At 60.7% G+C, this 21,509-nt stretch carries 22 protein-coding genes, 1 tRNA gene and 1 pseudogene; 13 read left to right on the top strand and 11 right to left on the bottom strand.

Annotation, left to right across the window (positions count from 1 at the left end; translation table 11 throughout):
- Positions 1 to 65: 65 nt before the first annotated feature.
- The 3 genes from upp to ACQ4WM_RS15775 all read left to right on the top strand — a co-directional run bounded on the left by upp (position 66) and on the right by ACQ4WM_RS15775 (position 1,614).
- Entirely contained in the window at positions 66 to 716 is a 651-nt protein-coding gene (gene upp / locus ACQ4WM_RS15785) for a uracil phosphoribosyltransferase (RefSeq protein ID WP_436547625.1), read from the top strand.
- Between the two features lie 22 nt (positions 717 to 738).
- The gene (locus ACQ4WM_RS15780; protein WP_436547624.1) at positions 739 to 1,101 is read left to right on the top strand and encodes an Hpt domain-containing protein; all 363 of its coding nucleotides are present in this window, start codon (positions 739 to 741) and stop codon (positions 1,099 to 1,101) included.
- Between the two features lie 309 nt (positions 1,102 to 1,410).
- Complete coding sequence (locus ACQ4WM_RS15775) at positions 1,411 to 1,614, top strand: cold-shock protein (RefSeq protein WP_010398811.1); 204 nt, start codon at positions 1,411 to 1,413, stop codon at positions 1,612 to 1,614.
- Between the two features lie 95 nt (positions 1,615 to 1,709).
- On the opposite strand, the gene ACQ4WM_RS15770 is transcribed toward ACQ4WM_RS15775, so the two are convergent.
- Positions 1,710 to 2,621: a LysR family transcriptional regulator gene (locus ACQ4WM_RS15770; protein ID WP_436547623.1), complete on the bottom strand. Its 912-nt coding sequence runs from the start codon at positions 2,619 to 2,621 to the stop codon at positions 1,710 to 1,712.
- Between the two features lie 172 nt (positions 2,622 to 2,793).
- On the opposite strand from ACQ4WM_RS15770, the gene aceB reads away from it, so the two are divergent.
- Positions 2,794 to 4,392, top strand: a complete 1,599-nt coding sequence (gene aceB / locus ACQ4WM_RS15765) for a malate synthase A (protein WP_436547622.1) — start codon at positions 2,794 to 2,796, stop codon at positions 4,390 to 4,392.
- Positions 4,393 to 4,463: 71 nt separating this feature from the next.
- Here the strand turns inward: aceB and gloB are convergent, their stop codons facing one another.
- Positions 4,464 to 5,273, bottom strand: a complete 810-nt coding sequence (gene gloB, locus ACQ4WM_RS15760) for a hydroxyacylglutathione hydrolase (RefSeq protein ID WP_436547621.1) — start codon at positions 5,271 to 5,273, stop codon at positions 4,464 to 4,466.
- A gap of 19 nt (positions 5,274 to 5,292) precedes the next feature.
- On the opposite strand from gloB, the gene ACQ4WM_RS15755 reads away from it, so the two are divergent.
- From ACQ4WM_RS15755 to ACQ4WM_RS15740, 4 genes are all read left to right on the top strand, one after another.
- Positions 5,293 to 6,069: a class I SAM-dependent methyltransferase gene (locus ACQ4WM_RS15755; RefSeq protein ID WP_436547620.1), complete on the top strand. Its 777-nt coding sequence runs from the start codon at positions 5,293 to 5,295 to the stop codon at positions 6,067 to 6,069.
- The gene (gene rnhA / locus ACQ4WM_RS15750) at positions 6,062 to 6,523 is read left to right on the top strand and encodes a ribonuclease HI (RefSeq protein WP_436547619.1); all 462 of its coding nucleotides are present in this window, start codon (positions 6,062 to 6,064) and stop codon (positions 6,521 to 6,523) included. Before ACQ4WM_RS15755 ends, rnhA begins: the two co-directional genes overlap by 8 nt.
- 88 nt (positions 6,524 to 6,611) lie before the next feature.
- The gene (gene dnaQ, locus ACQ4WM_RS15745) at positions 6,612 to 7,325 is read left to right on the top strand and encodes a DNA polymerase III subunit epsilon (RefSeq protein ID WP_436547618.1); all 714 of its coding nucleotides are present in this window, start codon (positions 6,612 to 6,614) and stop codon (positions 7,323 to 7,325) included.
- 83 nt (positions 7,326 to 7,408) lie between these two features.
- Positions 7,409 to 7,483, top strand: a tRNA-Val gene (locus ACQ4WM_RS15740).
- A 198-nt stretch (positions 7,484 to 7,681) separates the two neighbouring features.
- Here the strand turns inward: ACQ4WM_RS15740 and ACQ4WM_RS15735 are convergent.
- Both ACQ4WM_RS15735 and ACQ4WM_RS15730 read right to left on the bottom strand, forming a co-directional pair.
- Positions 7,682 to 8,239, bottom strand: coding sequence for an SMI1/KNR4 family protein (locus ACQ4WM_RS15735; RefSeq protein WP_436547617.1), 558 nt, complete (start codon positions 8,237 to 8,239; stop codon positions 7,682 to 7,684).
- Positions 8,240 to 8,372: 133 nt separating this feature from the next.
- A complete protein-coding gene (locus tag ACQ4WM_RS15730) occupies positions 8,373 to 9,122 on the bottom strand; it encodes an SDR family NAD(P)-dependent oxidoreductase (RefSeq protein ID WP_436547616.1) in 750 nt (249 codons plus the stop codon).
- Between the two features lie 128 nt (positions 9,123 to 9,250).
- On the opposite strand from ACQ4WM_RS15730, the gene ACQ4WM_RS15725 reads away from it, so the two are divergent.
- The gene (locus tag ACQ4WM_RS15725) at positions 9,251 to 10,150 is read left to right on the top strand and encodes a LysR family transcriptional regulator (RefSeq protein ID WP_436547615.1); all 900 of its coding nucleotides are present in this window, start codon (positions 9,251 to 9,253) and stop codon (positions 10,148 to 10,150) included.
- Positions 10,151 to 10,303: 153 nt separating this feature from the next.
- Positions 10,304 to 12,040 carry a methyl-accepting chemotaxis protein gene (locus ACQ4WM_RS15720; RefSeq protein ID WP_436547614.1) on the top strand — a complete coding sequence of 579 codons (1,737 nt, stop codon included), beginning with the start codon at positions 10,304 to 10,306 and terminating at the stop codon, positions 12,038 to 12,040.
- Between the two features lies 1 nt (position 12,041).
- Here the strand turns inward: ACQ4WM_RS15720 and ACQ4WM_RS15715 are convergent, their stop codons facing one another.
- Positions 12,042 to 13,121, bottom strand: coding sequence for a DUF1176 domain-containing protein (locus ACQ4WM_RS15715; protein ID WP_436547613.1), 1,080 nt, complete (start codon positions 13,119 to 13,121; stop codon positions 12,042 to 12,044).
- Between the two features lie 87 nt (positions 13,122 to 13,208).
- A complete protein-coding gene (hmgA, locus tag ACQ4WM_RS15710) occupies positions 13,209 to 14,504 on the bottom strand; it encodes a homogentisate 1,2-dioxygenase (RefSeq protein WP_436547612.1) in 1,296 nt (431 codons plus the stop codon).
- A 116-nt stretch (positions 14,505 to 14,620) separates the two neighbouring features.
- On the opposite strand from hmgA, the gene ACQ4WM_RS15705 reads away from it, so the two are divergent.
- Positions 14,621 to 15,526 carry a LysR family transcriptional regulator gene (locus ACQ4WM_RS15705; RefSeq protein ID WP_436547611.1) on the top strand — a complete coding sequence of 302 codons (906 nt, stop codon included), beginning with the start codon at positions 14,621 to 14,623 and terminating at the stop codon, positions 15,524 to 15,526.
- A gap of 45 nt (positions 15,527 to 15,571) precedes the next feature.
- Complete coding sequence (locus tag ACQ4WM_RS15700) at positions 15,572 to 16,180, top strand: glutathione S-transferase family protein (protein WP_436547610.1); 609 nt, start codon at positions 15,572 to 15,574, stop codon at positions 16,178 to 16,180.
- On the opposite strand, the gene ACQ4WM_RS15695 is transcribed toward ACQ4WM_RS15700, so the two are convergent.
- From ACQ4WM_RS15695 to ACQ4WM_RS15685, 3 genes and pseudogenes are all read right to left on the bottom strand, one after another.
- Positions 16,167 to 16,814, bottom strand: coding sequence for a hypothetical protein (locus ACQ4WM_RS15695; protein WP_436547609.1), 648 nt, complete (start codon positions 16,812 to 16,814; stop codon positions 16,167 to 16,169). The two genes, ACQ4WM_RS15700 and ACQ4WM_RS15695, sit on opposite strands and share 14 nt — an antisense overlap.
- 8 nt (positions 16,815 to 16,822) lie before the next feature.
- Positions 16,823 to 17,416 (bottom strand): serine hydrolase domain-containing protein, encoded by a 594-nt coding sequence (locus tag ACQ4WM_RS15690; RefSeq protein WP_436547608.1) that lies wholly within the window; start codon positions 17,414 to 17,416, stop codon positions 16,823 to 16,825.
- A gap of 25 nt (positions 17,417 to 17,441) precedes the next feature.
- Positions 17,442 to 17,846, bottom strand: a pseudogene (locus ACQ4WM_RS15685) (serine hydrolase domain-containing protein); the annotation flags it as partial.
- A 445-nt stretch (positions 17,847 to 18,291) separates the two neighbouring features.
- Here ACQ4WM_RS15685 and ACQ4WM_RS15680 point away from each other — a divergent pair.
- The gene (locus tag ACQ4WM_RS15680; protein ID WP_436547607.1) at positions 18,292 to 20,523 is read left to right on the top strand and encodes an NADP-dependent isocitrate dehydrogenase; all 2,232 of its coding nucleotides are present in this window, start codon (positions 18,292 to 18,294) and stop codon (positions 20,521 to 20,523) included.
- 79 nt (positions 20,524 to 20,602) lie between these two features.
- On the opposite strand, the gene ACQ4WM_RS15675 is transcribed toward ACQ4WM_RS15680, so the two are convergent.
- Together ACQ4WM_RS15675 and ACQ4WM_RS15670 are read right to left on the bottom strand one after the other, a co-directional pair.
- Positions 20,603 to 21,121 carry a hemerythrin domain-containing protein gene (locus ACQ4WM_RS15675; RefSeq protein ID WP_436547606.1) on the bottom strand — a complete coding sequence of 173 codons (519 nt, stop codon included), beginning with the start codon at positions 21,119 to 21,121 and terminating at the stop codon, positions 20,603 to 20,605.
- A 69-nt stretch (positions 21,122 to 21,190) separates the two neighbouring features.
- Positions 21,191 to 21,469, bottom strand: a complete 279-nt coding sequence (locus ACQ4WM_RS15670; RefSeq protein WP_436547605.1) for a KGG domain-containing protein — start codon at positions 21,467 to 21,469, stop codon at positions 21,191 to 21,193.
- Between the last annotated feature and the right edge of the window lie 40 nt (positions 21,470 to 21,509).

Below are 21,509 nucleotides of genomic sequence, written 5' to 3'. Positions count from 1 at the left end.
ATTCATCGACAGCTATGCGCAGGCAGGGCCAGTGGCCGCCGCGCTTGACGAAAGAGTACAAGCACATGAAACAAGACCCACGTTTTCCCAATCTGTTCATCACCGACCATCCGCTGATCCAGCACAAGCTGAGCCATATGCGCGAGCACGACACCTCAACGCGCACCTTCCGCGAACTGCTCAAGGAAATCACGCTGCTGATGGGCTATGAAATCACGCGTGACCTGCCGCTGACCACGCGTGAAATCACTACCCCGCTGATGACGGTCGATGCGCCCGTCATCGCCGGCAAGAAACTGGCCATCGTGCCTATCCTGCGCGCCGGCATCGGCATGAGCGACGGCTTGCTGAACCTGGTGCCGTCGGCGCGGGTTGGTCATATCGGCGTGTACCGCGATCCGGCCACCCACATGCCGGTGGAATACCTGGTGCGCCTGCCGGATCCGAGTGAGCGTACCTTTATCCTGTGCGACCCGATGGTTGCCACCGGTAACTCGGCCGTGTACGCCGTCGACGTGCTGAAAAAGCGTGGCGTGCCCGACGAGCAGATCATCTTCCTGGCGCTGGTGGCCGCACCGGAAGGCGTGACCGTGTTCCAGAACGCCCATCCGAACGTCAGGATGTTTGCCGCCGCGCTCGATTCGCACCTGAACGAGCACGCTTATATCGTGCCGGGCCTGGGCGATGCGGGCGACCGTATCTTCGGTACCAAATAATTCATTCACAGGCGTCACCAACATGGCAACCTTGATCGACCCCGATTTCCGTGCCCGATTGCGCGCCCTGAATGACAAATATGCGGCCAGCCTGCCGGCGCTGATGCAGGCGATCGCCGCTGCCCAGGCGCGCTGCGATACGGAAGGGCCGCGCCTGGAACCGCTGACCGCCTTGCACCGTGCCTTGCACGCGGTGGCTGGCTCGGCCGGCACCTTCGGCTTTGCCTCCTTGGGCCAGGAATGCCGGCGCCTGGAACAGCTGGTGCGCCAGCTGTTGAACCATCCGGGCAACGTGCTGGAAGAGTGGCCGCTGCTGAGCACGCAGGTCAGTGCCTTGCTGCGCTTGGCTGCCCATGATGCCGCCGCTACCGACTTTTCGGCCTGAGCGACTATGTTAGGTGGGTGTAGTTCAAATGATATATTTGATATAACGCAAAGCGTGCGCGGCGCGAATTAGGATATAGTGTGTTCATGCCGCTGCTTCTGCGGCGCCGCAAGACCGGGATTTTGGCTGTTTTAACTATCAACTTCAGCCTCGCAAGTTTATTTTGCAAAAAAGTGTTTTTTCCCAGTTTTGTTGGTATAATTGGGCATCGTTGGATTCGAGGTAGTAGTGCAGTTAGTCTGTCATTTCTTTCTTGCTTCAAACGATATAACGGGCGCAAGCCCAACTTAACTGAAATAGGAAATTGTAATGGCAACTGGCATCGTAAAATGGTTCAATGATTCGAAGGGTTTCGGCTTTATTACCCCTGATGAAGGCGGCGAAGATCTGTTCGCTCACTTCTCGGCTATCCAGTCGAACGGCTTCAAGTCCCTGCAAGAGAACCAACGTGTTTCTTTTGAAGTGACTGCTGGCCCTAAAGGCAAGCAAGCTTCGAACATTCAGCCAATCTAATACGCTGGATCAAACGAAATAAAGAAATCCTCGGTCTCCGGGGATTTTTTTTCGCCTGGAGGTTTCTCAACCTCCTTACTGGCATCACTGCCGTATCAAATTGCGCGTTCGCGCCAGTAATCCGGCTGTGCGTAGCTATTCCGCAAAAAATCGACAAACGCGCGGATGCGCAAGGGTAGATGGCGGCGCTGCGCGAAGACGGCATAAATATCGTTGCCGGGTGCAGCAAACTGATCGAGCACCGTCATCAATTGCCCCGATTCGATCTCCGCACCCACTTCCCACATCGATCGCCAGGCCAGGCCCTTGCTGGCCAGCGCCCAGTCGTGCAGCACTTCGCCGTCGTTGCAGACCATATTGCCCGACACTTTCAAAGTCACGTTCTTGCCGTTTTCGCGAAAAGTCCAGCCGCGCTGGCTGCCTTCGCCGCTGATCGCCAGGCAGTTATGCTTGCTCAGATCCGAGGGCAGGCGAGGCACGCCGGCCTTCTTCAGGTAAGCGGGCGTGCCAACCACCACCCGGTGATTGTCGGCCAGCTTGGTGCTGACCAGCGTTGAATCGGACAGGCTGGCAATGCGGATCGCCACGTCGATGCCTTCACCGATCAGGTCCACCAAGCGATCGTTCAGGTTCAGCGCCAGCGTTACGTCGCGGTGCTCGGCAAGAAAAGAGGGGATCAGCGGCGCCACATGCTGGCGGCCGAAGCCGGCCGGCGCCGAAATAAGCAGGTGGCCGCTGGCCTTGACGCTGCGTTCGGCCACCGCCAGTTCCGCCTCTTCCAGTTCGGCCAGTATGCGCTGGCAGTCTTCCAGAAACGCCGCGCCTTCATTGGTCAAGGCCAGCTTGCGCGTGGTGCGCTGCAGCAGCTTGACGCCGAGGCGCTGTTCGAGTGCATCAAGGCGACGCCCTATCATGGCCGGCGCAATGCCCTCGGCGCGCGCGGCGGCCGACAAGCTGCCCCTTGCGACGACTTCCACAAAGGTGGAGATTTGCCGGAACTGTCCCATGATGCCCCTTCACTTGTGACAAAAACGCATGGATGAAGTGATTTTTAATCTCGTTTCCATGCCTTATAGTGAATATACTATACAACAACAGCGCGCGAAACGACCGTGCCACAACATCGCTACAACTTATACTTTGCCGGCCAGATTACTTTTACTTATAACGGAGAACATCATGACGCAATCCCCCATCGCTTTGCCCGAAGGCATGCACATCACGGGCGAGATCCAGCCTGGTTACGAACAGATCCTGACGCCAGAGGCGCTGGCGCTGGTGGCAAAGCTGACGCGCGCATTCGAGCCGCGCCGCCAGGAATTGCTGGCCGTGCGTGTCGAGCGCGCCAGGCGCCTCGATGCAGGGGAGCGTCCTGATTTTCTGCCAGATACCGCGCATATCCGCGATGGTGACTGGAAGATCGCACCGATTCCGCAAGCGCTGCAATGCCGCCGCGTGGAAATTACCGGTCCGGTCGAGCGCAAGATGGTGATCAACGCCTTCAATTCGGGTGCCGACAGCTACATGACCGACTTTGAAGACTCGAACACGCCCAACTGGGACAACCAGTTGACGGGCCAGATCAATATGTTCGACGCCGTGCGCAGGACCATCTCGCTGGAGCAGAACGGCAAGTCGTACAAGCTCAACGACAAGATCGCCACCCTGGTGGTGCGTCCGCGCGGCTGGCACCTCGATGAAAAACACGTGCTGGTCGACGGCAAACGCATTTCGGGCGGCATTTTTGACTTCGCCCTGTTCATGTTCCATAACGCCAAAGAACAGCTGGCGCGCGGCGCCGGTCCGTATTTCTATCTGCCCAAGATGGAATCGCACCTCGAGGCGCGCCTGTGGAACGATATTTTCGTCATGACGCAAAACGAGCTGGGCCTGCCACAAGGCACCATCAAGGCCACCGTACTGATCGAAACCATCCTGGCCGCCTTCGAGATGGATGAAATCCTGTACGAACTGAAAGAGCACAGCTCGGGCCTGAACGCGGGCCGCTGGGATTACATCTTCTCGTGCATCAAGAAATTCAAGCTCGACAAGGACTTCTGCCTGGCCGACCGTGCCAAGGTCACCATGACCGCCCCCTTCATGCGTGCTTACGCCTTGCTGCTGCTGAAAACCTGTCACAAACGTGGTGCGCCTGCGATCGGCGGCATGGCAGCCTTGATCCCGATCAAGAACGATCCGGAAAAGAACGATGTCGCCATGGGCGGCGTGCGCAACGACAAGGCGCGCGACGCCACCGACGGCTACGACGGCGGCTGGGTCGCCCACCCTGGCCTGGTTGAGCTGGCCATGGGCGAGTTTACCAAGGTGCTGGGTAGCAAGCCGAACCAGATCGACAAGCAGCGCCCGGACATCGACGTCAAGGCGGCCGACCTGCTGAACTTCCAGCCGGAAGCGCCGATTACGGAAGCGGGCTTGCGCTACAACATCAACGTCGGCATCCACTACCTGGGTAGCTGGCTGGCCGGCAATGGTTGCGTGCCGATTCATAACTTGATGGAAGACGCGGCCACGGCAGAGATCAGCCGTTCGCAAGTGTGGCAGTGGATTCGTTCCAGCAAGGGCGTGCTGGAAGATGGCCGCAAGGTCACTGCCGAGATGGTGCGCGCCATGATTCCGGAGGAACTGGCCAAGGTGCAACGCGATGCGCCCGGTGGCGACGGCCCGACTTATGTCCGCGCCGGCCAGATTTTTGAAGAAATGTCGACCTCGGAATCGTTTGCCGAATTTTTGACTTTGCCGCTGTACGAAGAAATCTGATTGTTACGGTAGCGAGCATGAAAAAATCCCGGCATGCCGGGATTTTTCACGTATGGCATTAGGGAGGCAAATTAAAAATTGTTTTTCCACATGCGCAGCGCTGCAAACGCTTCCACCGGCGACGCGTCATGCCCCAGCTTGCCGGCCACTTTCAGGCTGGCCAGGATGGCCGGTTCGCGGTAGCGCAAAAAGGGATTGGTGGCTTTTTCCAGGCCCACGGTGGACGGCACGGTCGGCAAGCCCTGCTGGCGTTTTTCCGTATCGACAGCCAGCCGTTCCTGCAGCGCCAGGTTGCCAGGTTCGACCGCGCTGGCAAAGCGCAGATTGGACAGGGTATACTCGTGGGCGCAATACACCAGCGTGTCGTCGGGCAGGGCGGCCAGTTTGCCCAGCGAGTCGGCCATCTGGCCCGGCGTGCCTTCGAACAAGCGGCCGCAGCCGCCGGCAAACAGGGTGTCGCCAGAGAAAAGCCACGGTGGGCCATTGGTTTCGCCGCGCTGGCGCACATAGGCGATATGGCCCTTGGTATGGCCGGGCACGTCAATCACGCTCAAGCACAGGCCCAGTTCGGCGACAATGGCGACATCATTTTCGGCCAGCTGTTCCGTGATGTCTGTGATAGCCTCGTTGCGCGGGCCGAAGACGGGAACGCTGAAATGCTGTAACAATTCAGGCACGCCACCGGTGTGGTCGGCATGGTGGTGCGTCAGTAGAATGGCGCACAGCGTCAACCCATGCGCGGCGAGCGCTGCGAGGATGGGTTTGGCGTCGCCGGGGTCGACCACGGCAGCTTGCTTGCCGTCATGGATCAGCCACAGGTAATTGTCGTTAAAGGCGGGCACGGCAAGTACCGATAAAGCGTGTTCAGGGGAGTTGGTCATGTGTAAGAGAGAAAACTGAATGGACAGTGCGGCATCCGAAAAATCCATTATAGCGCTTGACGGCTGGTTGCAGACGCCGGCCGGCGTGTACGTGCGTCAATGGGAACAGCAATGCCTGGACAGCCTGACGGTCGATATTTTCGGCTTTAACGCCGTGCAGCTGGGCCTGCCACAGTTCGACGCGCTGGCCGCCAGCCGCATGCCCAACAAATGGCAGATCGATGCGCGCCTGCCTGCCAGCCAGCCGCAGGGCAGCGGACTCAAGCTGGTCTGCGCTTTTGATGAACTGCCGTTCGATTCGCACAGCCTGGACCTGGTGGTGTTGCCGCATGTGCTGGAGTTTGCGGCCGAGCCGCACCAGGTGCTGCGCGAAGTCGAGCGTGTACTGATCCCGGAAGGCCAGTTGATCATCTGCGGCTTCAACCCGGCCAGCCTGTGGGGCGCGCGCCAGGGCCTGGCCCGCCTGACGGGCCGCCATTACCTGCCCAGGGCAGGCGAGCTGATCTCCATGCCGCGCATGAAGGACTGGCTGAAATTGCTGAACATGGGCGTGAGCCGCAGCCATTTCGGTTGTTACGCGCCCGCCTGCAAGACCGATAAATGGCTGCGCCGCCACGCGTATATGGACAAGGCCGGCGCGCGCTGGTGGCCATATCTGGGCGCAGTGTATATAGTGCAGGCCATCAAGCGCGTCAAAGGGATGCGTTTGATCGGTCCGGCGTGGACTAAAAAACCGGCGACGGCCCCCGCAGTCATACCGGTTACCAATAAAAGGCGGGAACAGGAACATGGATAAGGTTGAAACAAAGGTTGAGACGAAGGTTGAAATTTATGCCGATGGCGCATGCAAGGGCAACCCCGGCACAGGCGGCTGGGGCGCGCTGATGGTGGCCGATGGCGCCAAAAAGGAAATTTACGGCGGCGAGCTGAACACGACCAACAACCGCATGGAATTGCAGGCCGTGATCGAAGCCCTGACGGCGCTCAAGCGGCCATGCCAGGTGGTCATGTACACCGATAGCCAGTATGTGCAAAAGGGTATCAGCGAGTGGATCCACGGCTGGAAGGCGCGCGGCTGGAAGACGGCCGCCAATGCGCCCGTCAAGAACGTCGACTTGTGGCAGGCGCTCGATGCGGCCCAGGCCGTGCATCAGGTGGAATGGCGCTGGGTACGCGGCCACAACGGCCATCCGGGCAATGAGCGGGCTGATCAACTGGCCAACATGGGCGTGGAAACCGTGCGTACCTAGCGTTGCGAGGTCGCCAGCCAGCCCTGAATCAAGGACGCAGGTTTGCTATACTGCGTCCTTCGCTTTTTTGCTTTTATGTGAGTGCCTCATGCGTCAAATTGTCCTCGATACTGAAACCACCGGCCTGAACCCGCGCACGGGTGATCGCATCCTGGAAATCGGTGCGGTCGAGTTGAACAACCGCATGCTGACCGGGAATAATTTTCACCATTACATCAATCCCGAACGCGATTCGGAAGAGGGCGCGCTGGCAGTCCACGGCCTGACCACCGAATTCCTCAGCGACAAACCCAAGTTCGCCGAAATCGCCGAGGAGTTGCGCGCCTATATCGCCGGTGCCGAACTGATCATTCACAACGCCCCGTTCGATATCGGCTTCCTGAACGCCGAATTCAAGCGCCTGAACCTGCCGCCCGTGCACGAACAGGTGCATGGCGTGATCGACACCCTGGTGCAAGCGAAGGAAATGCACCCCGGCAAGCGCAACTCGCTCGACGCCCTGTGCGACCGCTACGGCGTCTCGAACGCCCACCGCAAACTGCACGGCGCGCTGCTCGACTCGGAATTGCTGGCCGATGTCTACCTGGCCATGACGCGCGGCCAGAACAGCCTCAGCATGGAAGAAGAAGTGGCAGCCCCCGTCGACGGCGCCGTTCTGGAAATCGTCCCGCTGGCCGAAGTCATTTTCCAGGCCGCCAGCGCCGACGAAATCGCCGCCCACGAAGCCACCATCGCCGGCCTCGACAAGGCCGTCAAAGGCCAGTGCATCTGGACCGCCGTCAGTACAGCTCCTGCAGCTTGATCAGAAAAGAATGGCCGGCGCACAATTTCTTGCCCGCGCCCTTGCAGATGGCGCAAGACGTATGTAATAATACGCCTCGCTTCGGGAGGTTAGCTCAGGGGTAGAGCACTGCATTCACACTGCAGGGGTCGCAAGTTCGAAACTTGCACTTCCCACCAAGAATTTATAAGAAGAAAAGGGCTTGCGAGTAATCGTCAAGCCCTTTTTTCATGGTTGAGTCAGATGTGAGTCCGGTTTTTCATTGCAAGTCGACCGTGACCATATCCATGATAACTCAGCCTGCACATGATGGAAGTAGCCCTGGCCGCGCAGCGCACTTTTGGTGCTTGGCGTAACCTTTCCCTCCAGCTTTCCATTCAAAAACTTGCGCGATTGAATACCGGTCGCAGGTCCCACTCTTCTCGCTCCTCTTCCGGGTACTGTTCGATTGCGCTGGTCTGTTGATGTACAAGCTTGACAAGTGCGTCCTCAAGCGATGGTCCCAGCCTCAGAATCTGCTCTTCGTCTTGAGGGAAATAGAAGACCTCGCCGGGATAATCGTGCGATACGACCAGTTCGTCACCGTTGAAGTTGTCGCCGATAATGACGCAGTTCGCCATTTGAGCTATCTTCAGGGCGCTGCCAGGGTCTTCCCAAAGAAAATATTCTTGCCAGCGATCCTGGAAGTCTTTCGCTTCCGCTGTTATTTTGTCGAGACCAAAGATACGGAAATAGTTGAAAAGGACGCCTTCTCCGAACTTTTTGAGAAACTCCCGGTGGTCGGCTGGCAACGCAAGCTGCATGCGCTCTTCGAACGCTTCAATCTCTTCTTCGCTCGCCAGTATCGCAGGCGGTTCTTCGATCGTGATGGTGTTCCACATAGTCGCTTTTTCTCCTGCGTCGTATTCAAACAGGTGTCCAATGCAGTGGTGCATGGTGTGCCAGGTACTTTAACATCAATGCTCCTGCTTGCTTCGCGCGGTGAGGCAGGTAGTTGTCCTGCAAACCTCAACCAAGGCGTGTCATGTCCGACCCATCCTTGGCCAAGCTGATACTTTTGCCACCCCATCAAATCTGCCGCAAGCCCCCATCCACAAACAGCTCGATCCCATTGACAAAACTCGCATCGTCGGAGGCCAGGAACACCGCCGCCTTTGCGATCTCGTCCGGGTCGCCGACACGGCCCATCGGGATCAGGGATGCCAGGTGGTCGAGGAAGCCTTGCTGCTGGCCGGCGTCGTTGCCGACCAGTTCCACCAGGCCCGGGGTCTTGATCGGGCCGGGGCTCAGGGTATTGACGCGAATGTCGCGGCCCTTCAGGTCCAGGATCCAGTTGCGGGCAAAGGCGCGCACGGCCGCTTTTGACGCAGCATACACGCTGAACGCTTCGGTGCCGCCACTCGCTGCGGTGGAGCCGGTCAGTATCACCGACGAGCCCATGCCCAGCAGTGGCAGCGCGGTCTGTACGGTGAACAGCGTGCCTTTGACGTTGCGTGCAAAGGTATCGTCGAAGTGCTTCTCGGTAATTTGTCCCAGCGGCAGCAGGGAGCCGCCGCCGGCGTTGGCGACCAGCACGTCGAGCTTGCCGTGTTTTTCCTTCACACGGTCGAACAGCGCTTGCAGCTGGCCCAGGTCGGCCGAATCGACGCGGGAGCTTTCGGCCGTGCCGCCGATGGCTTGCACTGCGGCATCGAGTTCGGCCTGGCGGCGGCCGGTGATGTAGACGTGCGCGCCTTCGCTTGCAAAACGTTTGGCGATAGCCAGGCCGATGCCAGTACTGCCGCCGGTGATGACGATGACTTTTTCTGCGAGTTTCATGATGTTTTTCCTTGATCTGGTGTGTGGGCAGGGATGCAGTGTGCCTCGCGAACGGCCCCGTGATAAGGCAGGCGGCGCGCATATCAGCTATGCTTCAGCTGCATGAATACTCATCGGGGAATTTAAAAATGGATAAGTTACTGTGGATGCAGTGCCTGGTGCGCGCTGTCGAGACGGGCAGCTTTTCGGCGGTGGCGCGCGAACTGGGCATAGGCCAGCCCAACGTCAGCCGGCACATCGCCTCGCTTGAAAAGGCGCTCGATACGCGCTTGCTCCATCGCTCCACGCGCCAGCTGGTCGCTACGCCGGAAGGCCAGCGCTATTACGCGCAGGCACGCCAGGCGCTCGATCTGATCGCGCAGGCTGACGCCGATGCGCGCGGCCAGCAAAAGCCCCATGGCTTGTTGAGGGTGTCTTGCGCGCCAACGCTGGGCACGGAAAAAATCATCGTCGCGCTGCCAGGCTTCCTCGGGCGCTATCCCGACGTCGAGGTGGAGCTAAGGCTCGGCGACGATTACATCGACCTGGTTGCGCAAGGCGTCGATATCGCCATTCGGGGAGGCGTGCTGAAGGACAGCTCCTTGCGGGCGCGCCGTGTCGGCACCTCCGAGCGCATTTGCGTGGCGAGCGCGACCTACCTGGAAAAACATGGCGTGCCACAGCAACCGGCCGATCTGCTGCAGCATCAGTGCCTGATCTACACCTTGATGGCGGGCGCAGGTGGCTGGCCTTTCAAGGGCGGCGAGGTGCAGGTGCAGGGCCGCTTGCGCCTGAACAGCCTGGAAGGCATACGCAAGGCGGTGCTGCAGGACATCGGCATTGCCTACCTGCCGTCGTGGACGGTGGCCGGGGAGCTGCGTAGCGGCAAGTTGCGCGCCTTGCTGAGCGAGCACGCGGCACCGCGCATGCCGCTCAATGCGGTGTATGCCGCCCAGCGCTTGCTGCCCCGGCGTGCTGTCGTGTTCATCGATTTTATCAGCGCCGTGTTTGCGGCTACACCTGGTCTTGATGGCAACTCGATTGTGTGAGTTCGTGGCAGCGGATGTACGTGAGCTGCCAAAAAGTCAACTGTTTTTTTTGCAGCATCGGAGCATGTTTCGATGGTTTTCCTGACGCGCCTGGAACAATAATGATGATGCCAGCGCAGCCGCCAACTGGGGAAAAATACAGGAGAGTGTCAAATGAATGCGTCGAACATGCGGATAGGGATGCGTTTGGGCCTGGGATTCGGCGTGGTGTGTGCGCTGTTGCTGCTGATGGTGGTCATCAGCAATACCATGATGGCGCGTATAAATGCTGGCACGGATGAAATTGTTAATGACAGAATGCCGAAAATCGAGGCCACAACACAACTGCTGGTCGGTATCAATGAGATAGCCATTTCCCTGCGCAACATGATGCTCAGCGACGATCCGGCCGATCGCAAGACGCAAGTCGAGTACATCATGCAGACCAGGGAAGCCAACGCGCGCGCCATCACCATGCTCGATGGTAGCTTGCGCGATCCGCATGCGCGCGAATTGCTGGGCCAGATGAAAGGCCATATCGACCGCTACCGGCCTGGCCAGGACCGCCTCATCAGCCATATCCAGGCCAACCGGCTCGACGAGGCGCGCGCCTTTCTCGCCAGCGATTTGCGCCCGATTCTTCGCGACCTCAAGCAAGCGACCAATGCGCTGGCGGTACGCCAGAAAGAGCTGAGCGCGCGTACTGCTGCCGCCGCCGCCGCGACGTTCAAGGAAAGCCGTCTGCTGTCCTGGGGGCTTGGGGCGCTGGCGATGGCCCTGGCGGCAGGCATCGCCTACTGGATCACCATCTCGATCACGCGTCCGGCCAACCGGGCGCTAGGCATAGCCCGCACCGTCGCTGCCGGCGATCTCACCAGCGAGATCGACGGTCATGGCAATGATGAAATGGGTCAGCTGTTGCTGGCGCTTAAATCGATGAACGACAACCTGGCGGTCACCGTCGGCACGGTGCGGGCGGGAACGGAAACCATCGCTACCGCCGCGCTGCAGGTGGCGTCTGGCAGCATGGACTTGTCTTCGCGCACGGAACAGCAGGCCAGTTCGCTGGAAGAGACAGCTTCATCGATGGAGGAGCTGACCTCGACCACGAAACAGAACGCCGAGAACGCGCGCCAGGCCAATGTGCTGGCCCGCAGCGCCTCGGAGGTGGCGGCGCGCGGCGGCCAGGTCATCGAGCAGGTCACCGGTACAATGAACGAGATCAACGCGGCCTCGGCCAAGATTACCGACATCATCAGCGTGATCGACGGCATCGCATTCCAGACCAATATCCTGGCGCTTAACGCGGCAGTCGAGGCAGCGCGGGCGGGCGAGGAGGGTCGTGGCTTTGCAGTCGTGGCCTCTGAAGTGCGCAGCCTGGCGCAACGGTCGGCCTCGGCCGCACGCGAAATCAAGGTGCTGATCAGTGCCTCGACCTTGAAGGTGGCCAGCGGCAGTGAACTGGTCAACACCGCCGGCGAGACCATGCGCGAGATCCTCACCAGCGTCCAGCGCGTCACCGATATCATGGCGGAAATTTCATCGGCCAGTTCGGAGCAGACCGACGGCATCGAGCAGATCAACCAGGCGGTGATGCAGATGGACGCGGTGACGCAGCAAAACGCGGCGCTGGTGGAGCAATCGGCCGCTGCTTCCGAATCGATGCAGGTGCAGGCGGCAAGCCTGGCTCAGGCCGTGGCCGTGTTCCGCCTGCGTGCCGGCAGCGGCGCGGTGGCGCCACAACCGGCGCGGCCCGAGGCTGCCGCCCCGCTTGCCGCCTCACCACGCAAGGCGAGCAGCAAGGCAGTTGTGGCCGTGCAGCGCAAGGCCGCGCCGCAGGCTGGCGCCGACACCGGCAAGGGCCGGAAAGCAGCCGTATCATCGAACGCCGACGAGTGGGAAGAGTTTTGAATCAACGCCGCGTGCCGTCGCTTTTGCGCACGGTCGTGACATAGGTTGGCAAATCCCACGCGCCGCCTGGCGCGACCAGCCGGCACATGCCGGTGGTCGATTCTTTTGTCCAGACGAATTGCCTGCCATTCCATGTGTGCACGTTTGAACTCCAGCAGTCGCCCAGGCCGCGCCCTTTTTGCGACGCCGAGATCTCACCGCCGCTGTAGTCGCTGGCATCAACAGCGACGCCCACCGGTGCAAACGGGGCGGTGGAATTGATCACCCAGAAACTGACGGACTGGTTGTAGGCATAGGTCTCGCAGACCATGCCTGCCAGCAGTTTGTCGGCTGACAAGCGATGCACGCGAAGTTCGCCGGCCGCCGCCTGGCCTGCCGACGGATACATGTCGGGACATTCGTCACGGTTCGAACCCTGGCGCAGTGCTTGCAATATCTCGGCCCGCTGCGCCGGCTCCAGGAACAGATCTTTCCTGTTTTCACGCGGTATGGGTGCGGCAACGACGACTGGCGCCACCGTGGGCTGCAGCACGCCGGTTTCGCCCTTGCTGCCTTTGCGCACCAGCGCGCCCACCGTGCCGATGCGGCCCTGCGCTTCGTCCATTTTCAACAGCACGGCGCTGGCGCCGGCGGTGGACAAGGTCCAGTCCTGCTTGCCGCTGGAAAATACCACGCTGGACGACTGCAACAGCGCCGGCATGATGACAGCCAGCGTTGCGCCGTTCAGGGGGCTGGACTGCGCGCCAGGCACCAGGTCGATTGTGCCGAGTTTGCGTCCGCCCGATTTGATCACCAGATGGCTGACATTGGCGGCCAGTGCAACGTCACCCTCGGCGTAGGAGCCCAGCTGGATCTTCGCGCTCACCGCCTGTTTTGCGCCGGCGTCGCGCACCAGCAGCAGCGACACGGCCGGTTCGGCACCGTCGACCTGGTAACCGGCGGCGCGGCAGGTGCCGGTATTGTCGCAGGCCAATTCCCAGTCCTTGTGCGAGAACGCCATGCCGCCCTTGTCAGCGGCAAGGCCGGGAAGCGGCAGGGCGGATGCGCCACTCAACAACATGATGGCCAGGCCAATTTTCATTTCAAGTCTCCAGATCGATCGATGCCCATTATAGGCTGGCAACGCCCCGGACTCGAACGACATTGGCTTCCACGTGCCGAGTGGCGCTTACGGCCTGGATGGATCGAAATGCTTGCCGATGCCCATCCAGCATTCAAAGTAGTCAGACTGCAATTGCGGCGACGCCAGCGCGTGGGCGGTCGGGCACAGCACGCTGCGCGTTTCGAACATGAAGGCCATGGTGTTGTCGACCTTTTGCGGCACCGTGGTGTCGATGCTGCTGGCCTTGTCGAAGGTGGCCGCGTCGGGGCCGTGGCCGCTCATGCAGTTGTGCAGGCTGGCGCCGCCGGGGCGGAAGCCGGCGGATTTCGCGTCGTACTGGCCGTGGATCAGGCCCATGAATTCGCTGGCCACGTTGCGGTGGAACCAGGGTGGGCGGAAGGTGTCTTCGGCCACCAGCCAGCGCGGCGGGAAGATCACGAAGTCCAGCGTATCGACGCCGGGGGTGTCGCTGGGCGCTTGCAATACCAAAAAGATCGACGGGTCGGGGTGGTCGTGGCTGATCGAGCCAATGGTGTTGAAATGGCGCAAGTCATATTTGTAGGGCGCGTAATTGCCGTGCCAGGCGACGACGTCGAGCGGCGAGTGGCCGATCTTCGCCGTCCACAGATTGCCGCAGAACTTGGCCACCAGTTCGAACTCGCCTTCGACGTCTTCATAGGCGGCGCAGGGCGTGAGGAAATCGCGCGGATTGGCCAGGCCGTTCGAGCCGATCGGACCCAGGTCGGGCAGGCGCAGCAGGGCGCCGTAGTTTTCGCAGATATAGCCGCGCGCCTCGCCGTCCGGCAGCAGGGCCTGGAAGCGGATGCCGCGCGGGATCACGGCGATTTCCTGCGGTTCGAGTTCGATCACACCCAGTTCGGTGCGCAGCTGCAAGCGGCCCTGCTGCGGCACGATCAGCAGCTCGCCGTCGGCCGAATAAAAATAGCGGCCCTGCATGTCGCGGTTGGCCGCATACAGGTGGATGGCGCAGCCAGACTGGTCTTGTGCCGAGCCGTGGCCGGCCATGGTCACCCAGCCGTCGATAAAATCGGTGGCCTCAACGGGCATGGGCAGCGGATCCCAGCGCAACTGGTTCGGCGGCGCTTCGACCTGCTCGAAATCGGTGGCAATGCGCCCGTTCGACAAACGCTGGAATGGCCGGTGCATGGCGGCCGGGCGGATGCGGTACAGCCACGAGCGGCGGTTGTGGCTGCGCGGCGCGGTGAACGCCGTGCCGGACACCTGCTCGGCATACAGGCCGTAGGCGGCGCGCTGCGGCGAGTTGCGGTGGGCGGGCAGGGCGCCGGGCAGGGCCTCGGTGGCAAATTCATTGGCAAAGCCGGATTGGTAGCATGGGTTCATCTTGTCTCCTGTTTGATGGCAGGCCTCACTCTAGAACGTGGGATAATATTTGACGAGATAAATAAGTGAATACAGAGTATTTACAATATGAATAGTTCCCGCTTGAAAGCATCGCCATGATGGACATCCGTACTATCGACCTGAACCTGCTGGTGGTGTTCCACGAGGTGTACCGCGAACGCCAGATTTCAAACGCCGCCAGGCGGTTGAGCCTGAGCCAGTCGGCCGTCAGCAATGCGCTGGGGCGGCTGCGGCGCACCTTCGACGATGCCTTGTTCGTGCGCACGGCGCACGGCATGCAGCCCACGCCCTATGCGCAACTGCTGGCCGAGCCGGTTGCCAGCGCACTGGCCACGCTCACCGAGGCCTTCAGGCCAGCGCAGGCATTTGACGTCGGCAGCAGCGCGCGCCATTTTCGCCTGGCCATGAGCGACGTCGGCGAAGTGTATTTCATGCCGGCGCTGGTCAAAACTTTGCGCCAACTGGCGCCGCAGGTGCAGGTCAGCACCGTGCGCGCGGGCGCCATCGACATCAAGACGGAAATGGAAGCGGGCCGCGTCGACCTGGCGATCGGCGCCTTTGATGACGTCTCGGGCGCGCTGTACCAGCGGCGGCTGTTCGAGCAGGCCTACGTGACGATGTTCCGCAAAGGCCATGCGCTGGCACTTGGCAAGCCGACCCTGAAACGTTTCCTGGCGTTTGAGCATTTGATCGTGGCCTCGTCGGACAGCCCCTACGACAAGGTCAACGCGCTGCTGGACAAGGCCGGCGTACGCGCCGCCACCAGCTTCCAGGTGCCGCATTTCACGGCCGTGCCGTATATCGTCAGCAGCACTGACCTGGTGGTGACGGTGCCCGAAAAGCTGGCGCAGCGCGCGGCCGCGCCCTTCGACCTGGGCTATATACGTCCGCCGCTGGAACTGCCTTCGTTGCAAACGAATATCTTCTGGCACCGGCGCTATACCCAGGATGCAGGCAACCAGTGGCTGCGCAACTTGCTGGCCGAAACGTTCGCCGAATAAAGCTCGGCGTGCTTTATGATAGGGTTTTGCCGATCGAGGACCAGCATGACCATCCGCGTACATCACCTGAACCAAAGCCGCTCGCAGCGCATCGTCTGGCTGCTCGAAGAACTGGGACTGGACTATGAACTCGTGCGCTACCAGCGCGACGCCGTGACCCGTTTCGCGCCGCCGGAATTGAAAGCCATCCATCCGCTGGGCAAGTCGCCGCTGCTGGAAGTGGACGGCGTGCTGATAGAGGAGTCGGGCGCCATCGTGCAATACCTGTGCGAACAGCAAGGGCAGTTTTTGCCGCCAGCCGGTTCGCCCGAGGCGCTGCGCCATCTGCAGCTGATGCACTTTGCCGAAGGCTCGGCCATGCTGCCGCTGCTGCTGCGCATTTATGTGTCGCGCCTTGGCGAGGGCGGCGCGCCGCTGCACGGGCGCATCGATGGCGAGGTGGCCAGCCATTTCGACTACCTGGAAAGCATCATCGAGCCTTCCGGTCATTTTATCGGTGACAGTTTGACCGGCGCCGACATTATGCTCAGTTTCCCCGTCAGCATTGCCGTCAAACAGCCGGAAGGCACACGCTGGCTCAAACTGCAGGCCTTTTTGCGCGCCATCGAAGCGCGCCCGGCCTGGCAGCGTGCCATGGCCGTCACCGAAGGCTGAAGTCCTGCAATGGCGGTTCCGGCTGGCGGCTTCCTTCGCCGCCGTCGCCAAGGCGCGGCACGTGGAATTTGCGCAGTCGGCGGTTGCTGATCGTCAAGCCATTGACCACGCCGCGCGCATCCTGGGTAAAGGTCACCGTGCCCAGCGAGGAGACAAAGCGGTTGCCGCCGACCGCTTCCAGTACGACGTCATACTGGCGCGCCCAGGACAGGCGTGCGCGGCCCTCGGCCACTCGTACGGTGTAGTGCATATCGGTCTCGTCGCTGCGATAGCGGCCGGCGAACCCGGCCAATGCGTCGGCGTCGGGAGCCGGCTCCGTTACGCGGGAAAATACCCTGCTGGAGGGCCAGAAGTCGCGGATGCGCAGCTCGGGGCTGGCGGAGGAACCGGCCGGCGGTGCAGTGAAGCGCCACTCGTGTGCGAGCCCGTCCGGGCGGAACACGTCCGCGCCGGTCGGCACCAGCGCGGCCCCGCCGACTTGCCGTAAAGTACCTTCCTTCCACTCCAGGCGCACCACCTCGTCGGTCGCCGCGCTCCAGTAGACGCCGTCCCAGCCCCTTGCCGCGCCCGGCATGGGGGCGGCGGCGGGCAGGGCCGGTGACGTCATCTGTTTGCCCAGATAGATTTCCGCCACCTTGCGCGTCAGGTCTGTTGGCGCGATCGTGGCGCCGTTGCACAGCGCGACGTGGCCAGCCGCTGATCCGGGAACAGCACGGCGTCGCTGCGGTAGCCGGCGTCGGCACCGTCGTGGCCGATCGTCGGCAGGCCGCGATACGCACCCAGACGCAGGCCGCCGCCGTAGCCGACCGGTGTGCCTTCATTCAACATGCCCGAGGTGCGCATCCACGCTCCCAGCGCCGCGCCGCCGACCCGGTTGTCAAGCAGGTTTTGCTGCCACTTGAGCAGATCGCCGACGGTGCTGAACAAGCTGGTCGATCCATAGTGATCGATGTGGGGAATGCTCACGCTCCAGCCGCCCCCGGCGCGCGGACTGTACGCCGCCGTGCGGCGTGGGACGAGCTCGGTGTGATCGTTGTGGAAATGGGTGTCGGTCATGCCGAGCGGCTTGAAGATGCGCTCGTTGGCGAATCCCCGCAGTGGTTGGCCTGCGACGCGCCGCACGATCTCGGCCAGCAAGGTATAGGCGGCGTTGCCGTAGACGACCTCCGTGCCGGGGTCGAAATTCAGGTGGCGCTGCCGCGACAGGACCCACAAGATATCTTCCTGCGTGTACAAATCGTCGCCTCGCCAGCCAGCCAGCCAGGTTGAGCAGTTGGCCCTGCTCGCGCAAACCGTCGGTGTGATGGACGAGTTGGGCGATCGTGACAGGCTTGCCATAGTCGGGCATTTCCGGCAGGTATTTCCGGATGTCGTCGTCAAGCGCCAGCTTGCCTTCCTGCGCCAACAGTCCGATCGAAAACGCTGTGAACTGCTTCGACACGGAGGCAATGTGGAAAATCGAGCGCGACGTGATGGGAATGTCATGTTCCAGGTTGGACATGCCATAGCCGCGCAGATAGTCGGGCGCGCCGTCGCGCGCTATCCCCAGCGCGCATCCCGGCAGGGCGCCGCCGGCCCAAGGGGCGAACAGCGCATCGACCTGCCGGTGGTGATCCGTGGTCTGCGGATGCGTCTCGTGCGCCACGACGGCTTTGCCAGCGAGCATCGCGCCGGCGATTGTCATCAGCCTGAACAGCAACAGATGTCGCACGCGCATCGCGTTTCCTTGGTTGGTGTTGAGCAATCCATTCTCTCCCGAATCAATGAAGTCAGCAATGCTGCAGGGTGTAATATCGAAAATATTACCGAAATAGTATTCCAGCGCGTGCTTGTTTTCATGTTGATATTGTCAATATTGCATTTCAGGAGATGAAATTTCGTTTTGTTGCATGAAATTGGCGCTTGGGTACTGGCTTGGCCGTCTAATTTGCTGTCTTATATAAGATTCCTCGCCATCGTGTGCACAAATGGCGGCAGGACAGTCTAAAATACGTGGTGGGCCAAGCACGGCGTCACCGCCGCTACACTAGCCGTCCAAAGCAAGGTCAACCACCCTGTGTTTGGATCAAGAAAGTCAACCACCAAGCATCACCGCATACAAGGGACTGAACATGGCAACACAAAAATCCAAGATCATCTACACGCTGACCGATGAAGCGCCCATGCTGGCGACGTATTCCCTGCTGCCGATCATCAAGAAGTTCACTGCGCCGGCCGGCGTCGATGTTGTCGCCAGTGATATTTCGGTCGCCTCCCGCGTGCTGGCTGAGTTCCCCGAGTACCTCACCGACGACCAGAAAGTCCCGAACACCCTGGCCGAGCTGGGCGCCCTGACGCAAAACCCCGACACCAACATCATCAAGCTGCCAAACATCAGCGCCTCGGTAGGCCAGCTGGTTTCATGCATCCGTGAACTGCAAGGCCGCGGCTACAAGCTGCCGGATTATCCGGAAGATGCGAAAACCGATGAAGAAAAAGCCCTCAAGGCCCGCTACGGCAAATGCGTCGGCAGCTCGGTCAATCCGGTGCTGCGCGAAGGTAACTCCGACCGCCGCGCACCAAAAGCGGTGAAAGAATTTGCCCGCAAGCACCCGCATTCGATGGGCGAGTGGAGCCAGGCGTCGCGTACCCACGTGTCGCATATGCACCATGGCGACTTCTACCACGGTGAAAAATCGATGACGATCGCCGCCGCGCGCGACGTCAAGATGGAACTGGTCACCAATTCGGGCAAGACCATCGTGCTCAAACCGAAGGTCTCGCTGCTGGCCGGCGAAATCATCGACAGCATGTTCATGAGCAAGAAAGCGCTGCTGGAGTTCTACGAGAAAGAAATCGACGACGCGTTCAAGACCGGCGTGATGTTCTCGCTGCACGTGAAAGCGACCATGATGAAGGTCTCGCACCCTATCGTGTTCGGCCACTGCGTACGCATTTTCTACAAAGATGCGTTCGAGAAACACGCTGCGCTGTTCGATGAACTGGGCGTGAACGTCAACAACGGCATGGTCAATCTGTACGACAAGATCGAGACCCTGCCGGCGTCGAAGAAGGAAGAGATCCTCAAGGACCTGCACGCCTGCCACGCCAACCGTCCGGAACTGGCGATGGTCGATTCGGCCAAGGGCATTACCAACTTCCATTCGCCGAACGACATCATCGTTGACGCGTCGATGCCGGCCATGATCCGTATCGGCGGCAAGATGTGGGGCGCCGATGGCCGTCCGAAAGACGTCAAGGCCGTGATGCCGGAATCGACTTTCGCGCGCATCTACCAGGAAATGATCGGTTTTTGCAAATGGCATGGCAACTTCGATCCGAAGACCATGGGCACCGTGCCGAACGTGGGCCTGATGGCGCAGCAAGCCGAAGAATACGGCTCGCACGACAAGACCTTCGAAGTGACCGAAGCTGGCGTGGCCAATATCACCGATATCGCCACCGGCGAAGTACTGCTGTCGCAGAACGTGGAAGAGGGCGATATCTGGCGCATGTGCCAGGTCAAGGACGCACCGATCCGCGACTGGGTCAAGCTGGCCGTCACCCGCGCGCGCAACTCGGGCATGCCTGCCGTATTCTGGCTCGACACCTTCCGTCCGCATGAAAACGAAGTCATCAAGAAGGTGCAAGCCTACCTGAAAGACCACGACACCAGCGGCCTGGACATCCAGATCATGTCGCAGACGCGTGCCATGCGCTTCACCCTGGAGCGCGTCGCACGTGGCCTGGACACCATCTCGGTGACCGGCAACATCCTGCGCGACTACCTGACCGACCTGTTCCCGATCCTGGAACTGGGTACCTCGGCCAAGATGCTGTCGATCGTGCCGTTGATGGCCGGTGGCGGCATGTACGAAACGGGCGCCGGCGGTTCGGCGCCGAAACACGTCAAGCAGCTGGTGGAAGAAAACCACCTGCGTTGGGATTCGCTGGGCGAGTTCCTGGCGCTGGCCGTATCGCTGGAGGACATGGGCATCAAGACCGGCAACGCCAAGGCGAAAATCCTGGCCAAGACCTTGGACGAAGCGACCGGCAAGCTGCTGGACAACAACAAGTCGCCATCGCCACGTACCGGCGAGCTGGACAACCGCGGCAGCCATTTCTACCTGTCGCTGTACTGGGCGCAGGCACTGGCTGCGCAGAACGACGACGCCGAACTGAAAGCCCATTTCACGCCATTGGCCACCGCCCTGAGCGAAAATGAGTCGAAGATCGTCGAAGAACTGCTGGCGGCGCAAGGCGTGCCTACCGATATCGGCGGCTACTACATGCCTGATCCGGTGAAAACCGACGCCGTCATGCGTCCGAGCGCCACGCTGAACACGGTGCTGGGCAGCATCTGATGTAACAAAAGACAATGCGGCCTGCAGGCCGCATTGCCGCAAGGCCGACGGTCACGCCGGCCTTTTTTTTGACTATGCTTCAATGGCTTTGCATGTCCGGCAAGTCGATTTGCGCCTTGCGCGCAGCGATTTCAGCGCCCAGCGACTGCAGGTCGAGCCTGGCGTCGCGCGCCTTCGGAAACATCTCCTCTTCCTCTTCCTGCACGTGGTGTTCGATCTGTTCGGACAGCACCTTGATCTTCGCGTCATATAAATCCTCGCCAGGTTCCATCGCCACGATCTGGGCGATCAAATCCTTGGCCGAAGCGTGTTCGACCGTCGCCTCGTCCACCAGATCTGCATTCTTCCTGCTCGCTTCGCGCACGGCCGGATAGAAAATTTCTTCTTCTGCGGTGGCGTGTTTGGTCAGCTCCAGGCAGATGGCCAGCGCCAGCTTGCGTTTGCTGGCCAGCGAGCGGTCGCTGAGTGCTTCATATTGCTCGAACATTTCCTTGACCTTTTGATGGTCCTGGGTCAGCAGTGCAATGGCGTCGGGCGCATTGTCTGCTGCGTCGGGGGATTGTTGACTGGCATTTGCCGATTGGGATGAAGTGGCCATGATTCTTTCCTCAAAGAATGAGGCGGCGCGTAAGTGCGCCCCCTGGGTGATTGCAATGACTGCTGCTGTTTACTTTTTCCTGCCATTAGCGGATGCCTTCGGTCGCAAACCGCCGCCACCCGGTGTGCTTTGCGCGGCGTGGACGCTCTGCCGGTTGCCATCGTTCTTGTGGCTCATCGCGCCGGCAGCGCGCGCTTCTTCCGAGGTAAATTCGTGTGCCTTCCCCGAGGCATGGGCCGCGCGGCCACCTTCTGCGGCGATTTCACGCTGCTGTATCGGGTCCATGGCAGCAAAGCCACGATTACTGCTGGCCCTGTTTTGCGTGCCGTCTTGTTTGCTGTTTGCCATGATATTTCTCCTGGAGTTGAATAAAGTTTAACGGTGAGAT

Origin of the sequence: Janthinobacterium longum (assembly GCF_051380735.1) — a bacterium.
Taxonomy (GTDB): Bacteria; Pseudomonadota; Gammaproteobacteria; order Burkholderiales; family Burkholderiaceae_D; genus Janthinobacterium.
Note: the sequence above shows the minus strand (reverse complement) of the source record. Positions and strands in the feature narration are given on the sequence as shown.

Coding starts and splice junctions, on each gene's coding strand:
- upp (WP_436547625.1), top strand. CDS start 66: ATGAAACAAGACCCACGTTTTCCCAATCTGTTCATCACCGACCATCCG.
- ACQ4WM_RS15780 (WP_436547624.1), top strand. CDS start 739: ATGGCAACCTTGATCGACCCCGATTTCCGTGCCCGATTGCGCGCCCTG.
- ACQ4WM_RS15775 (WP_010398811.1), top strand. CDS start 1,411: ATGGCAACTGGCATCGTAAAATGGTTCAATGATTCGAAGGGTTTCGGC.
- ACQ4WM_RS15770 (WP_436547623.1), bottom strand. CDS start 2,621: ATGGGACAGTTCCGGCAAATCTCCACCTTTGTGGAAGTCGTCGCAAGG.
- aceB (WP_436547622.1), top strand. CDS start 2,794: ATGACGCAATCCCCCATCGCTTTGCCCGAAGGCATGCACATCACGGGC.
- gloB (WP_436547621.1), bottom strand. CDS start 5,273: ATGACCAACTCCCCTGAACACGCTTTATCGGTACTTGCCGTGCCCGCC.
- ACQ4WM_RS15755 (WP_436547620.1), top strand. CDS start 5,293: ATGGACAGTGCGGCATCCGAAAAATCCATTATAGCGCTTGACGGCTGG.
- rnhA (WP_436547619.1), top strand. CDS start 6,062: ATGGATAAGGTTGAAACAAAGGTTGAGACGAAGGTTGAAATTTATGCC.
- dnaQ (WP_436547618.1), top strand. CDS start 6,612: ATGCGTCAAATTGTCCTCGATACTGAAACCACCGGCCTGAACCCGCGC.
- ACQ4WM_RS15735 (WP_436547617.1), bottom strand. CDS start 8,239: ATGCACCACTGCATTGGACACCTGTTTGAATACGACGCAGGAGAAAAA.
- ACQ4WM_RS15730 (WP_436547616.1), bottom strand. CDS start 9,122: ATGAAACTCGCAGAAAAAGTCATCGTCATCACCGGCGGCAGTACTGGC.
- ACQ4WM_RS15725 (WP_436547615.1), top strand. CDS start 9,251: ATGGATAAGTTACTGTGGATGCAGTGCCTGGTGCGCGCTGTCGAGACG.
- ACQ4WM_RS15720 (WP_436547614.1), top strand. CDS start 10,304: ATGAATGCGTCGAACATGCGGATAGGGATGCGTTTGGGCCTGGGATTC.
- ACQ4WM_RS15715 (WP_436547613.1), bottom strand. CDS start 13,121: ATGAAAATTGGCCTGGCCATCATGTTGTTGAGTGGCGCATCCGCCCTG.
- hmgA (WP_436547612.1), bottom strand. CDS start 14,504: ATGAACCCATGCTACCAATCCGGCTTTGCCAATGAATTTGCCACCGAG.
- ACQ4WM_RS15705 (WP_436547611.1), top strand. CDS start 14,621: ATGATGGACATCCGTACTATCGACCTGAACCTGCTGGTGGTGTTCCAC.
- ACQ4WM_RS15700 (WP_436547610.1), top strand. CDS start 15,572: ATGACCATCCGCGTACATCACCTGAACCAAAGCCGCTCGCAGCGCATC.
- ACQ4WM_RS15680 (WP_436547607.1), top strand. CDS start 18,292: ATGGCAACACAAAAATCCAAGATCATCTACACGCTGACCGATGAAGCG.
- ACQ4WM_RS15675 (WP_436547606.1), bottom strand. CDS start 21,121: ATGGCCACTTCATCCCAATCGGCAAATGCCAGTCAACAATCCCCCGAC.
- ACQ4WM_RS15670 (WP_436547605.1), bottom strand. CDS start 21,469: ATGGCAAACAGCAAACAAGACGGCACGCAAAACAGGGCCAGCAGTAAT.